Below are 12395 nucleotides of genomic sequence, written 5' to 3' on the forward strand. Positions count from 1 at the left end.
CCCTCGCTAAGCGGCAGTGATGAGGTGGGCCTGCAAACCGCGCCGTGGCGACGGGCCGACTCTCGGCGCATAACCCAGCCGCGCCCACATCTGCACCGTGTAACGTGGCTGTGGCGCTTGCAGCAGGGCATGGATGTCGGCATAGGGTTTGGCCTGTTCCGGGTACTCCTGCAAGGCCTGCGACAGCGGCTGCATGGCCAGGCCCTGTGCGGTGGCCGCGAGCTGCGCACGGGCATAGGCCCGGCCGGCGTTGACCTGGGTGGTACGCGCATTGCCTTCGGTCACCATCCAGAAAAACGCCGGTGTCGCGGCGATCTTGGTATTGAAATCCTTGATCTGGCCGGTGGTGGCCGTGTCATCCGGCCCTGGCGCCTTGCTGCGGTCGAACAGGCCGAGCGCCGTCAGCGCACGCACCATGGGGGTGTTGATGGTGAGGCCGTCGCGGTGCTCGGCAATTTCGCTCGGGCCAACACGCAGCACCTTGAACGACTCCAGCACGGTGCGCGGCGTGACGAGCTCGATACGCCAGGCCTCCATGGCGATGGCGCGGTGTTGTTGCAGCAGGTCCGGCTGGCTGGGCCCCACGAAGCCGGTGCGGATGGGAAAGGGCGCAACGCTGGCGGCAATGGCCTGCAGGGCACCAGCTGCGGGCTCGCGCATCTCATAGGCTTCGCGGTTGGTGTGGCGCTTGAGGATGTCGGCAAACAGCGGGTCCGGCTTGATGTCGGCATCTGCGGCCAAAACGATGCGCGCAACGGGTCGCTTGTCCAGCGTGGCCGGACCGAACTCGCCTTGCGGGAACAGGGTGATGTCGGCGCGCAGGCCTTTCTGTTTGGCGGCAAGGTCCAGCAACTCCAGAAAAGTGCCCTGGCTCATCATGATCTGGCGCGACTGCGGGTCGGTCTCGGGCAACAGCCGCGTGAGGTCGCAGTACAGCATGATCTCGCCGGGCTGGCGCAGGTCCACCAGCCAGGACTGCAGGTTGTGCGAGTGCGGCGCGAGGATGGCGTAGCTGAGGATCCAGTGGCGCACGTCCACGGTGTCAGCCGCGGGGCCGTTCCAGGCAGCAATCGCCTCGGGCGGCAGCTCGGATGAACAGCCGGCCAAGCCGGCTGTGGCGCCCAGCACTACCCCGCCACCGGCGATGCGAACAAAGTTTCTGCGGTTCAGGTTCATGAGACGCTCCGTTCAAAGGCTTGTGCCGTCACCGTAGCGCCTTTTGCCGCCACCTCCTTGCGCGAGGTCAACAGGCCCAGCTCTGCCAGTGCCGCACGCAGCGCCTCGGGAAACGGCGTGTGGGGCTCGGCGCCGGTCAGGGCGGCCATGCGGGTGTTGACCAGCGCATGTGGCGTGTGCCACTGGTAGCGCATTTCACACAGCGCCGCGATTTTCGGCATGACCAAGCTCAGCGCCCGCATCATCGGCCAGGACAGCGACCGGGTGCGCAGCTTGCCGCCGGCGGGCAGCCAGCCGCGCTCCCACGCAATGTCGGCCAATACATCGGCCCAGTCCTGCCCCGTGAGGCTGTAGCCGGCAAAGTGCAGGGTCTCGAAGGCCGGCAGCCGATGCCGCTGCCCGGCCACCGCCACAAAGCTGCGCGCCATGTCGGGCAGCCAGGCCCAGGCGGTCGGCACGTTCAGGGGACCCGGGTAGGTGAACTTGCCGCCTTGAATCGCCTTGACCATCACCTCGTCCAGCCACGAGCCGGTGCCGCTGCCAAAAAAGTCACCGCCGCGAATCACCACCGCCTTCATGCGGCCATCCTGCGTGGCCATGCGCACCTGCGCTTCGCTGGCGATACGCAGGCCGCCCTTGAAGGTGCTGGCCGCCTGCACCGTGTCCTCGCGCAGCAGCGGCGGCATGGTCGCGCCAAAGTTGTAGACGCTGGCCGGCAGCATCAGCAAGGCCCCGAGTTCTCGCGCGACGTCGATGGCGGCCTGCGTCAAGCCGGGCAGGTCCCGGCGCCAGGCCTGGTGTGTGTACACCGGACTGAGCCCCTGCACCACCACCGCGGCGCCATGTGCGGCGGCGGCGAGCCGGGCCGTATCGCCGGGCTGCGCGGCCAGCCACACCACACCGGGAATCACCGGGCCGCTGGCGCCCGGGCGCAGCTGGGCGAACACCCGCCAGCCCGCCTGGGCAAAGGCGCGCGTGGCCGCCAGGCCAAAACGCCCACGGGCGCCGAGGATGAGAACGGTGGAAGACTCAGTCATGGAAATCTCCTTAAGAAAGCGGTGGACGTCGGCATGATTGTGGAAACCTGCCAGCTGTTCGACAATCCCCTAACGCTTCACATCAGGTATTCACTCATGAATAACAACTTCGACTGGCGCCTGGTGCGCTCCTTCCTGGCGGCGCTGGACCAGGGCAGCCTGCTGGCTGCGGCGCGCGTGCTCAGCGCCAGCCAGCCCACCATCGGCCGCCACATCGCCGAGCTGGAAGCCCAGCTCGGCGTGCTGCTGTTCGAGCGCACCGGGCGTGGCCTGCTGCCCACCGCCACGGCGCTGCAGCTGGCCGAGTCGGCCCGCGCTATGGACAACGCCGCCAACGAACTCGCGCGCAACGTGTCGGGCCTGGAGCCGGGCATCTCGGGCACGGTGCGCATCACCGCCAGCCAGCCGGTGGCCTGTTTTGTGCTGCCACCCATCCTGGCGCAGATGCGCCTGGCCCTGCCCGACATCCAGGTCGAGCTGGTGGCCAGCAACGCGGTCAGCAACCTGCTGCGGCGCGAGGCCGACATCGCGCTGCGCATGGTGCAGCCCGACCAGGCCAGCCTGGTGGTCAAGCGCATTGCCAAGGTCACGCTGGGCACTTATGCGCACCGCGACTACCTGCGCCGGCGCGGCACGCCGAAGCAGCCGCAGGATCTGCTGAACCACGAACTGGTGGGCAGCGACCGCGACGAGGCCATTCTCAAGGGCATGGCGGGTTTTGGCCTGCCGGTCACACGCGAAGCATTTGCGTTTCGCTGCGACGACCTGATCGCGTACTGGGAGGCCGTGCGCGCCGGTCTGGGCATAGGATTCATCGCCGACTACCTGGCCGCCACCGACAGGAACGTCGTCGCCGTGCTGCCCATGATCAAGGTGCCGCCGATTCCGATCTGGCTCACCGTGCACCGCGAAATCCGCACCAGTCGCCGCATTCGCGCGGTGTATGACTTTTTGAGCCAGGCGGTGCCGAAGGCGCTATGACTTCGCCGCCTGGGCGGCAGGCGCAGCCAGCGCGCCCAGGGCCGACACGCCCACCGGCGGCTCGGCCAGCCAGGGCAGCACAAACGTGCGGCGCGCCAGGCCGCCGGCAATACGCGCGGTCTGGCGGTGTTCGCCGGCCAGGCGGGCCTGCAGCAGCGGGTCGGTGGTGCCGGTGGCGGCCACACTTTTGTTGATGACCCAGGCCCAGGGCTCGATTTTTGCGCGGCGCAAATCGTCCTGCAATGCCGCGGCCTGGCTCACCGGCGTGACCTCGGGCAGGGTCACCAGGATGACGTGGGTCATGGACGCGTCCTGCAGGCGCATGAGCGGCGTGATGATGTGCACGGCGTTGCTGCTGCCCTCGTACTGCTGCATCATCTGCCGGTGGTAGGCGCCGGTGGCGTCCATCAGCAGCAGCGAGTGGCCGGTGGGCGCGGTGTCCAGCACCACAAAGGCGCTGCGCGCCTCGTTGACGACGCGGCTGAAGGCATGAAACACCGCCACCTCTTCGGTGCAGGGCGACTGCAGGTCTTCCAGCAGCAGCGCCTGGCCTTGTTCGTCCAGCGTCTGGCCGCGCGTGGCCATGATTTTGGCGATGTAGGCCTGGGTCTCGGCTTGGGGGTCGATGCGGCCGACCTTCAAGTGGGGCAGGCTGCCGTTCAGCGTCTCGGCCACATGGGCGGCCGGGTCGGTGGTGGTCAGGTGCACGCTGTGGCCGCGCTGCACCAGGCCCACGGCCAGTGCTGCGGCAATGGTGGTTTTGCCGACGCCGCCCTTGCCCATCACCATGATCAGGCCGTGGCCCAGGGCCGCCAGTTCGTCGGCCAGGCGGGACAGCGGCTCGGCCGGCAAGGGGGCCACACCTGCAGCAGCATCGGTCACGGTCGCCGGCATCGGACCGACCCCCAACAACGCACGCAACGCCGGCAGGCCCACGGTGTCGAAAGCGCGCAGCGGCACCTCGTCGCGCAGCAGGTGCGCCAGCGCGTCGGGCATCTGCGCAAGAGCCTGCAGGCCCAGCGCCTCGACGGCCCGGGCGGTGGGGTCCACCTTGCCGCCCTCCTGCACGGTGGCGTGAAACACGCCGTTGACCACCAGGCGCTGATTGGACAGCCCCAGGGTGCGCAGCTCATCGGCGGTGCGCGCGGCCTCCTGCATGGGGCGCGGGTCGGGCCGCGTCACCAGCACCACGGTGGTGATGGCCGCGTTGCTGAGCGCGGCCAGGGCGGCGTTGAAGCGCGTTTCCTGCATCTTCAGACCCGAGTGCGGGCCCAGGCAGGAGGCACCGCGGTCGTTGCCGGCCAGAAAACCGCTCCAGGCCTTGGGCAGACTGAGCAGGCGCAAGGTGTGGCCGGTGGGCGCGGTGTCGAAGATGACGTGGTCCCAACCATCGCCCTCCTGGGCCAGCAAGGCGGCAAATTCGTCGAACGCGGCAATCTCGGTGGTGCAGGCGCCGGACAGCTGCTCACGCACGGTGGCACGTTCGTCCTCGCTGGCATCGGCTTCCAGCTGGGCGAGCACGCGCAGGCGGTAAGCCTCGGCGGCCGCGTCGGGGTCGATATTGAGCACGGCAAGACCCGGCACGCCGGGCACGTCCACCGGCTGGTTGCGCAGCGGCACGCCCAGCATCTCGTCGAGATTGGAAGCGGCATCGGTGCTGACCAGCAGCACGCGCCGGCCTGCATCAGCCAGTGCAATGGCCGACGCGGCCGACAAGGAGGTCTTGCCCACCCCGCCCTTGCCGGTAAAAAAAAGAAAACGCGTGGCGCCAGAAAGAAAACCCGGGGCAGACTCGGTGGCTGTGTTCATGGCGACAGGATGACACACGGGCGCCAGGCTGGCTTGCCGCAGATCAACGCCAGGCCGACAGTGGCCAGGGTTTCGTGGTGAAGGGTTTTGCGGGCTGTGTAAAGTAGGCCTTGCCCTGCAGCGCCGCAGAGGCGGGACGTGTAAAGTTGTTTTGTTTTTTGGACAGAAGCACCCACAGCGCGGCTGACGGGTTTGACAAGGATTGAATGCTGATACCCCGCTGGCTCCAGACGCTTTGGCACCGCTCCGGTGCGACCGGCCGCGTGCCAGGCCCCGCACCGATGTTGCTGCTGCCCCTGCTGGGGTCCTTGCTGGCCCTGCCTTGCGCCCACGCGCTGGAGTTCAGCTACAGCAACCCCTTCCCCGACGGCCCGTTGGCCGGTGTGGCCCGCAGCCTGAGAATCAGCGGTGAGCTGGCTCCGGGCGACACTGCCCGCCTGACCGAGCTGGTGCGGCGCAAACCGGCTGACGCCTGGCACGCCCTGGGGCGGGTCGAACTGGCCATTTCAGGCGGCGACACCGCGGAAGCCCTGCTGCTGGCCGACACCCTGGCCGCCCTGTACCCGCACACGGTCACCACCGCCGACTGCGCGGGCGCCTGTGCCATCGTCTGGCTGGCGGGCGCCTGGCGCCTGTTGCCCGCCGGGCGGATTGGCCTGCAACAACCGCCGGCTTCCGCGCGGGACAAGGCGCCCACCGACCGGCTGCGCAACTACCTTTTCAAGCAGGGCCTGCCCGCGCCGGTGTACGAGCGCTGGAGGGCCGGCCGCACCGACGGGGTGTACTGGCTGTCCGGACAGGAGGTCAACACCACCGGCACCTGGCCGCCCTACTATTTCCAGAAGCTCAGCGCCCGCTGCCCGCTCCTGGACAGCACGGACGAATCCTTTCACGCCGTGCGGCGTTGCGCGGCCCGGCTGGTGATCAGCCAGAAGGCTTTTGCCTTCGACAAGCTGCTCGAAGGCGTCAACGACCCCTGGTGGAACGACAACCGGGACCTGCTGCGCGATGCGCCGCGGTAGAACCTGGCCCCCACGCTTGTCGCTTCGCGTACTGCGCTGCCCCCCGAGGGGGCGCATTTTTCCTTGGGGCGGCCCTGCGGAAAAACAGGGCCCCCACGGTTGCTCACTGCGTGTAGCGCCCTGCCCCCGGGGGGCCGCTGCGCCTGCGGACTGGCGGAGCCAGATCCGCGGCCCCGGCTGATATGAAGACCCCCGCGGTTGCTCATTCCCGCTCACTCGCTTCATGCAACTTTTTGCACCGCGCTAACATGGCTGCACCAAGTCAATCGGCCTTTCTGACCATCCCCTAAGGAATTTTCATGCGATCCATCCTCTGCGCCAGCGTTTTGTCATTGTTTGTTTTGCCCGCCGCCTGGGCGCAAGCCGATGCGGCTGCGGCCGCTGCCGCCAAGGAGGCCGGTGCGGCCGTCACGGCCAGCGGGCTGGTCTACCGCTCGCTGAAAGACGGCAGCGGCGCCAGCCCGGCCGCCACCGACACCGTCAAGGTGCACTACCGCGGCAGCTTTCCGGACGGCAAGGAGTTCGACAGCTCCTACAAGCGCAACGAACCCACGGAATTTCCGCTGAACCGCGTGATCCCCTGCTGGACCGAAGGTGTGCAGAAAATGAAAGTGGGCGGCAAGGCCAAGCTGACCTGCCCGGCGGCGATTGCCTACGGCTCGCGCGGCGCAGGCGGCGTGATTCCGCCCAATGCAACCTTGCAGTTCGAGATTGAGCTGCTGGAAGTCAAGAAATAAGCCCCCACGCTTTTCACTTCGCCTTCGGCTGCGTGTAATACGCTGCCCCCCGGGGGGGCCGCTGCGCCTGCGGGCCGGCAAAGCCGGACCCGCGGCCCCTGCTTGTTTTGAAAGCCGCCGCGCTGGCTCATTTCCTGTCCGATCGTCCTGAGCCTGTCGAAGGATGTCCTCCGACCAGCCTCAGTCCTGCAGGCCCGCAGTGATCTCGTAAGAGCGCAGGCGCGCCTTGTGGTCGAAGATCTGGGAGGTGATCATCAGCTCGTCGGCGCCGGTGCGGGCCACAAAGGCTTCCAGCGCATGGCGCACCGTCGTCGGGGCGCCTATGGCCGAACACGACAGTGTCTGTTCCAGAATGGCGCGCTCGGGCGGCGTGAGGCGCTCCTCGTAGCCGGCCACCGGCGGCTGCAGGCGCGAAGGCCGGCCGCTGCGCAGGTTGACAAAGGCCTGCTGCATCGACGACGACAGCAGCTGCGCCTGCTCGTCGCTGTCGGCCGCAAACACATTGAAGCCCAGCATCACATAGGGGCGCGCCAGTTGTTCCGAGGGGCGGAAGCGGCCGCGGTAGACCTCGATGGCCTGCATCATCTGCGCCGGGGCAAAGTGCGAGGCAAACGCAAACGGCAAGCCGAGCTGGGCCGCCAGCTGCGCGCCGAACAGGCTGGAGCCCAGAATCCAGACCGGCACCTTCAGGCCGGCGCCAGGCACGGCGCGCACACGCTGGCCCTCGGACACCGGCTCGAAGTAATGCATGAGTTCAACCACGTCCTGCGGAAACTCGTTGGGGTCGGCGTTCAGGTCGCGCCGCAGCGCACGTGCCGTCGCCTGGTCGGAGCCCGGCGCCCGGCCCAGCCCGAGGTCGATGCGGCCGGGAAACAGCGATTCCAAGGTGCCGAACTGCTCGGCAATCACCAGCGGGGAATGGTTGGGCAGCATGATGCCGCCGGCACCCACGCGGATGCGCGAGGTGCCGCCGGCCACATGCGCCATGACAACCGCCGTGGCCGCACTGGCAATGCCGGCCATGCCGTGGTGCTCGGCCAGCCAGTAACGCTGGAAGCCCCAGCGTTCGGCGTGTTGCGCCAGGTCCAGGGTGTTGCGCAGGGACTGCGCGGCGTCACCGCCCTCCACGATGGGGGAGAGGTCCAGAACGGAAAATGGGATCATGGTGGAGCAGATGGGTCGCGTTGGCGCATTATCAATGCCCGGCCTGTCGCCGGGGTGCCTGCCCCCTGTTACAGGTCGCTGCGCAGGCGCACCCGGACGGTGTACGATTTCGCGGGTTGATCCCCGCCGCGCGCCCTCACTTCCGAAAGCGTTTATGCACCCCAACGAGCAGACCCTGGAGAAGTTCTACAGTGCCTTTGCGCGCCTGGACCCGGACACCATGGCGCAGTGTTATGCGCCCGACGCGTCCTTTGACGACGAGGCGTTTTCGCTGCGCGGGCACGAGCAGGTCACGGGCATGTGGCACATGTTGTGCGACGCCACCCGGGCCAGGGGGCGCGAGGTGTGGAAACTCGACTACAGCGAAGTCAAGGCCGATGCGGCCGCCGGCCAGGCGCACTGGGAGGCCCACTACCGCTTCAGCGCCACCGGGCGCATGGTGCACAACGTGATCGACGGGCGCTTCACCTTTACGCCGCAGGGGCTGATCGCCACCCACCGTGACCGCTTCGACTTCTGGGCCTGGGCGCGCCAGGCGCTGGGCACACCGGGCCTGCTGCTGGGCTGGACGCCCTTTCTGCGCAGCAAGGTCCGCAAAACGGCCGCGGCCAACCTGCACACCTACCTGGCGCGCCGCAAACAGGGCGGGCACTGAGCATGGCCTCCACCCTGCCGCAGGCCTGGTTTGAAGGCTTCGAAGCACGCGACTTCGAAGTCAACGGCACCTCCATCTTCGCCCGCTACGGCGGCAATGCCGCCGGCCCGACGCTGTTGCTGCTGCACGGTTTTCCGCAAAGCCATGTGATGTGGCACCGCGTGGCGCTGGCGCTGCAGGCGTACTTTTTTCTGGTCCTGCCCGACCTGCGCGGCTACGGCGACTCGTCCAAGGTGGCCGGCCTGCCCGACCACAGCAACTACAGCAAACGCAACATGGCCCAGGATGCCATCGGTGTGATGGACGCGCTGGGCCGCGGCAACTTCCGCCTGTGCGGCCACGACCGCGGCGGCCGCGTGGCGCACCGCCTGGCCGTGGACCACCCCGGGCGCGTGGACCGGCTGTGCCTGATCGACATTGCACCCACGCTGGACATGTACAACGCCACCGACATGCGTTTTGCCACCGCGTATTACCACTGGTTCCACCTGATCCAGCCCACCCCCCTGCCCGAAACCATGATTGGCGGCTGCGCCGTCGCCTACCTGCACGCCAAGCTCGGCGGCTGGGGCAGCCGGGGCCTGAGCTACATCGAACCCGAGGCGCTGATCGAATACGAACGCTGCTTCTGCACACCCGAGGCGATCCACGCCGCCTGTGAGGACTACCGCGCCAGCGCCGGCATCGACCTGGTGCACGACCGCGAGAGCCGGGCGCGCGGCGGCAAGATCGCCTGCGACACCCATGTTCTGTGGGGTGAGCGCGGTGTGGTGCAGCAGCTGTTCCAGCCGCTCGACCTCTGGCAGGCGCAATGCGCCGGCATCGTCAGCGGCCAGGCTTTGCCGGCCGGGCATTTCATCCCCGAAGAGCTGCCGCTGGAAACGGCGCACGCCCTGCACACCTTCTTCAAATCACCATGACGCACTACACCGCTGAAGTTTTATGGCTGCGCAACGAAGGCGACTTTGCGGGCAACCGCTACAGCCGCCGGCACCTGCTGCGTTTTGACGGGGGCCTGGAGGTGCCGGGTTCGTCCTCACCGCATGTGGTGCCGCTGCCAATGTCCGACGCCTCGGCGCTGGACCCGGAGGAAGCCTTTGTGTCCTCGCTGTCGAGCTGCCACATGTTGTGGTTCCTGTCGATTGCGGCCAAACGAAAATTCTGCGTGGACCGCTACTTCGACGCCGCGGAAGGGGTCATGGAAAGGAATGCTGATGGAAAAATGGCCATGACCCTGGTGACCCTGCGGCCCGACGTGGAGTTTTCCGGCGAACGCCAGCCGACCCGCGAAGAGCTGGACCGGCTGCACCATGAGGCACACGACGCCTGCTTCATCGCCAACTCGGTCAAGACCGAGGTGCGCTGCGAGCCGGTGTACGGTACGCTGGCATGAGCCGACGCCATGCTTGAAAGGAAGACATGAAACACATCGCCATTCTCATCGCCCTTCTCGGCCTGCTGGCCGGCTGCGCTTCGCGCGAAGCGCTCAACCCCGCCGATCTCGAGCCGGGCCGCCTGCCGTCGCCGGACATCAGCCTGAACATTCCCGGCCTCGGCCCCTGCACCGACAGCCCGGACCGCACCTTGCGTATTGATTCGACCCAGCCGGTCCACATTCTGGTGCATGGCTGCTTTGGCTCCTCCGGCCAGTTTCGGGGGCTGGCCCAGGTGCTGGCCTTTCACGGCCAGCAAACGGCCTGTTTCACCTATGACGACCGTGCCAGGCTCGCCGAAGTTGCCGACGAGCTGAGGCACGCCGTCGGCCAGCTCGCGGCGCAATCCAGGGTCCCCCAGGTCACGGTGATCGGCCACAGCCAGGGCGCGCTGGTTGCGCGCAGGTCGATGACGGAATCTTTCGGCGCAGCGCCCTCGGGCCGCGCTGTCGATGTGCGCCTGGTGACCATCTCCGGGCCTTTTGCCGGCATCGAGTCGGCCAGAACTTGCGGCAAGACCTGGCTCTACCCGCTCACCCTGGGCATGGTGCCGCTGAGCTGTTACCTGGTGACAGGCCCGAAATGGGCCGACATCACCTATTCCTCGTCCTTCATTCGCGAGCCCGGTGCCCTGGCGCCACAAGTGGCCAACTACCTGAAGATAGACACCAACGAAAGCGGCACTTGCCGGCGTGAAGAAAACGGGCGCTGTGTGGAAGGCGACGACATTTTTTCGCTGGCGGAGCAGCGCAACCCGCTGGTGGAAACCGACACGCGGGCGCGCCGGGTGGAAGTCGATGCGGGCCATGTCGAGATCGTCGGCGACAAGCAGGTGGCCCCCAAAAAGCTGATTGCCATCTTGCAAGCCGAAGGCGTGCTTCGCCCCACGCCGGCCGCCAGCCTGCCCGCTTTCGGACTGCTGCTGGCGCGCGTCTACGAAGGCAAATCCGCCCCTTGACAACAAGCCATTAACAACCAGCCCCCCCGACCCCATGGCCTCTGCCATTCTGATTCGCCCGCTCCGCGAAACCGACTTCACCGCCTGGACGCCGCTCTGGGACGGCTACAACGCCTTTTACGGCCGCGAAGGCAAGACCGCGCTGGCCCCGGAAATCACGCAAATCACCTGGCAGCGCTTTTTTGATCCAGCCGAACCCGTCTTTGCCCTGGTCGCCGAGCGCGACGGCAAGCTCTGCGGCCTGACCCACTACCTGTACCACCGCAGCACCACCCGCATCGAGCTCACCTGTTACCTGCAGGACCTGTTCACCGATCCGCTAATTCGCGGCCAGGGTGTCGGGCGCGCCTTGATCGAAGGTGTGTACGCGCAGGCAAAGGCAGCGGGCATCAAACGGGTGTACTGGCAAACACACACCACCAATTCAGCCCGCCGGCTTCTTTATGACAAGGTGGCCCAACACATGGGCTTCATCGTTTATTCGCAGGAGGTTTGAAAGCCACGCGACGGTGCTGCTTGCCATGGACCTGTGACGTCCAGCGGCTAGCTTGATCTGCTACAAAATAGATAGCTGCTTGCGCCCGTCCCCATTGGGCTGAAGCCCAAAAAGACTATTGAATTTGCCTGACCTGCGCGTCGGGAAGTGCAAAAAGGGAATTTGCGGTGTTTCGCAAATTTTTTATACCTGTATGAATTTGCAGCGTATTGCGGTAAAACCCAACAGCCACGCCATTTGCAGGAGATTTTGATGACCAAGTTAAACCGCAGGTTTTGCGGTCGACATTACGTTAAACCGCATGTATCCCGTTGCCGCATTAGCTCAACAGATTGAACGCGAGTGGGCGCCCGAGCTGGCTACCTACTTCCAGAAAACCGCCGAAGAAGTGCTGTCGCCTGTTCGCCCTTGGTTTGAATTCCCCCACGGCAAATTGCGGGTGGAATTGATGGATGGTTCAGTCGTGCAGTTCGAGTGCGCCCTACACCTTGTGAGTGATGCAAAGCGCGCAATTGCAGTGTTCACTGAGCACTGTGGGAACCATGTTTACCCGTACCACGAAGCGAGGGTCCACCGTGACGGAAAGTTGGTCTATGCGCAAGCGGTTTAACTGGTCGGCCCAGAGGCGACGGCCCTTGGCCGCGCCTGGCCTTCAACGTTAGACCGCAATGGCCAGATGTCCTGCTTGCGGTGCGTTCGTAAAACCTCTGTCGCAGCAGTGCGGCGAATGTGACGCGCAGTTTCTTTCGCCGGCCCCTGATACGCCCGTGCGTGCGAAGCGTCAAATCAGGGGGTTTCACGGCGGCGCTCTGGTTTGCTTTGGCATCGCCATCGGTTGCTACGTGGTGGGATCTGCCGCAGGGCTTGTGGGCTTTAGGGCTACGCTGAATAAGCCCTGGCCAAAGAGCACCTTGCTGCGTTGACGGT

At 66.4% G+C, this 12395-nt stretch carries 13 protein-coding genes; 9 read left to right on the forward strand and 4 right to left on the reverse strand.

Annotation, left to right across the window (positions count from 1 at the left end):
* Nucleotides 1–6: 6 nt before the first annotated feature.
* Both PSV40_RS06685 and PSV40_RS06690 read right to left on the reverse strand, forming a co-directional pair.
* Nucleotides 7–1176 carry a nitroreductase family protein gene (locus tag PSV40_RS06685; protein WP_300535799.1) on the reverse strand — a complete coding sequence of 390 codons (1170 nt, stop codon included), beginning with the start codon at nucleotides 1174–1176 and terminating at the stop codon, nucleotides 7–9.
* On the reverse strand, nucleotides 1173–2213 hold the full coding sequence (locus tag PSV40_RS06690; protein ID WP_300535801.1) for an epimerase: 1041 nt from the start codon (nucleotides 2211–2213) through the stop codon (nucleotides 1173–1175). Before PSV40_RS06690 ends, PSV40_RS06685 begins: the two co-directional genes overlap by 4 nt.
* A 96-nt stretch (nucleotides 2214–2309) precedes the next feature.
* Here PSV40_RS06690 and PSV40_RS06695 point away from each other — a divergent pair, with 96 nt between their 5' ends.
* The gene (locus PSV40_RS06695; RefSeq protein WP_300535803.1) at nucleotides 2310–3194 is read left to right on the forward strand and encodes a LysR family transcriptional regulator; all 885 of its coding nucleotides are present in this window, start codon (nucleotides 2310–2312) and stop codon (nucleotides 3192–3194) included.
* Here the strand turns inward: PSV40_RS06695 and arsA are convergent.
* On the reverse strand, nucleotides 3189–5003 hold the full coding sequence (gene arsA / locus PSV40_RS06700) for an arsenical pump-driving ATPase (RefSeq protein WP_300535806.1): 1815 nt from the start codon (nucleotides 5001–5003) through the stop codon (nucleotides 3189–3191). The genes PSV40_RS06695 and arsA overlap by 6 nt on opposite strands.
* 206 nt (nucleotides 5004–5209) lie before the next feature.
* On the opposite strand from arsA, the gene PSV40_RS06705 reads away from it, so the two are divergent.
* A complete protein-coding gene (locus PSV40_RS06705) occupies nucleotides 5210–6025 on the forward strand; it encodes a hypothetical protein (protein WP_300535809.1) in 816 nt (271 codons plus the stop codon).
* A gap of 299 nt (nucleotides 6026–6324) precedes the next feature.
* Nucleotides 6325–6762 carry an FKBP-type peptidyl-prolyl cis-trans isomerase gene (locus tag PSV40_RS06710; RefSeq protein WP_300535811.1) on the forward strand — a complete coding sequence of 146 codons (438 nt, stop codon included), beginning with the start codon at nucleotides 6325–6327 and terminating at the stop codon, nucleotides 6760–6762.
* 180 nt (nucleotides 6763–6942) lie between these two features.
* On the opposite strand, the gene PSV40_RS06715 is transcribed toward PSV40_RS06710, so the two are convergent.
* On the reverse strand, nucleotides 6943–7926 hold the full coding sequence (locus PSV40_RS06715; protein ID WP_300535814.1) for an LLM class flavin-dependent oxidoreductase: 984 nt from the start codon (nucleotides 7924–7926) through the stop codon (nucleotides 6943–6945).
* Nucleotides 7927–8080: 154 nt separating this feature from the next.
* Between PSV40_RS06715 and PSV40_RS06720 the strand changes: the two genes are divergently transcribed.
* From PSV40_RS06720 to PSV40_RS06745, 6 genes are all read left to right on the forward strand, one after another.
* Nucleotides 8081–8581, forward strand: coding sequence for a nuclear transport factor 2 family protein (locus PSV40_RS06720; RefSeq protein ID WP_300535817.1), 501 nt, complete (start codon nucleotides 8081–8083; stop codon nucleotides 8579–8581).
* A gap of 2 nt (nucleotides 8582–8583) precedes the next feature.
* Nucleotides 8584–9501, forward strand: a complete 918-nt coding sequence (locus PSV40_RS06725) for an alpha/beta hydrolase (RefSeq protein ID WP_300535819.1) — start codon at nucleotides 8584–8586, stop codon at nucleotides 9499–9501.
* A complete protein-coding gene (locus PSV40_RS06730; protein ID WP_300535822.1) occupies nucleotides 9498–9974 on the forward strand; it encodes an OsmC family protein in 477 nt (158 codons plus the stop codon). Before PSV40_RS06725 ends, PSV40_RS06730 begins: the two co-directional genes overlap by 4 nt.
* A gap of 26 nt (nucleotides 9975–10000) precedes the next feature.
* On the forward strand, nucleotides 10001–10972 hold the full coding sequence (locus tag PSV40_RS06735) for an alpha/beta fold hydrolase (protein WP_300535824.1): 972 nt from the start codon (nucleotides 10001–10003) through the stop codon (nucleotides 10970–10972).
* A 34-nt stretch (nucleotides 10973–11006) separates the two neighbouring features.
* Complete coding sequence (locus PSV40_RS06740; protein WP_300535827.1) at nucleotides 11007–11468, forward strand: GNAT family N-acetyltransferase; 462 nt, start codon at nucleotides 11007–11009, stop codon at nucleotides 11466–11468.
* A 301-nt stretch (nucleotides 11469–11769) separates the two neighbouring features.
* Nucleotides 11770–12078, forward strand: coding sequence for a hypothetical protein (locus PSV40_RS06745; RefSeq protein WP_300535830.1), 309 nt, complete (start codon nucleotides 11770–11772; stop codon nucleotides 12076–12078).
* Nucleotides 12079–12395: the final 317 nt, after the last annotated feature.

The sequence above is a fragment of the Polaromonas sp. genome, from assembly GCF_029945925.1.
Taxonomy (GTDB): domain Bacteria; phylum Pseudomonadota; class Gammaproteobacteria; order Burkholderiales; family Burkholderiaceae_C; genus Polaromonas.

What these genes read in the sequence shown, in the direction of transcription:
- PSV40_RS06685 (WP_300535799.1), bottom strand. Translation starts at nt 1,176, where the DNA reads ATGAACCTGAACCGCAGAAACTTTGTTCGCATCGCCGGTGGCGGGGTA.
- PSV40_RS06690 (WP_300535801.1), bottom strand. Translation starts at nt 2,213, where the DNA reads ATGACTGAGTCTTCCACCGTTCTCATCCTCGGCGCCCGTGGGCGTTTT.
- PSV40_RS06695 (WP_300535803.1), top strand. Translation starts at nt 2,310, where the DNA reads ATGAATAACAACTTCGACTGGCGCCTGGTGCGCTCCTTCCTGGCGGCG.
- arsA (WP_300535806.1), bottom strand. Translation starts at nt 5,003, where the DNA reads ATGAACACAGCCACCGAGTCTGCCCCGGGTTTTCTTTCTGGCGCCACG.
- PSV40_RS06705 (WP_300535809.1), top strand. Translation starts at nt 5,210, where the DNA reads ATGCTGATACCCCGCTGGCTCCAGACGCTTTGGCACCGCTCCGGTGCG.
- PSV40_RS06710 (WP_300535811.1), top strand. Translation starts at nt 6,325, where the DNA reads ATGCGATCCATCCTCTGCGCCAGCGTTTTGTCATTGTTTGTTTTGCCC.
- PSV40_RS06715 (WP_300535814.1), bottom strand. Translation starts at nt 7,926, where the DNA reads ATGATCCCATTTTCCGTTCTGGACCTCTCCCCCATCGTGGAGGGCGGT.
- PSV40_RS06720 (WP_300535817.1), top strand. Translation starts at nt 8,081, where the DNA reads ATGCACCCCAACGAGCAGACCCTGGAGAAGTTCTACAGTGCCTTTGCG.
- PSV40_RS06725 (WP_300535819.1), top strand. Translation starts at nt 8,584, where the DNA reads ATGGCCTCCACCCTGCCGCAGGCCTGGTTTGAAGGCTTCGAAGCACGC.
- PSV40_RS06730 (WP_300535822.1), top strand. Translation starts at nt 9,498, where the DNA reads ATGACGCACTACACCGCTGAAGTTTTATGGCTGCGCAACGAAGGCGAC.
- PSV40_RS06735 (WP_300535824.1), top strand. Translation starts at nt 10,001, where the DNA reads ATGAAACACATCGCCATTCTCATCGCCCTTCTCGGCCTGCTGGCCGGC.
- PSV40_RS06740 (WP_300535827.1), top strand. Translation starts at nt 11,007, where the DNA reads ATGGCCTCTGCCATTCTGATTCGCCCGCTCCGCGAAACCGACTTCACC.
- PSV40_RS06745 (WP_300535830.1), top strand. Translation starts at nt 11,770, where the DNA reads ATGTATCCCGTTGCCGCATTAGCTCAACAGATTGAACGCGAGTGGGCG.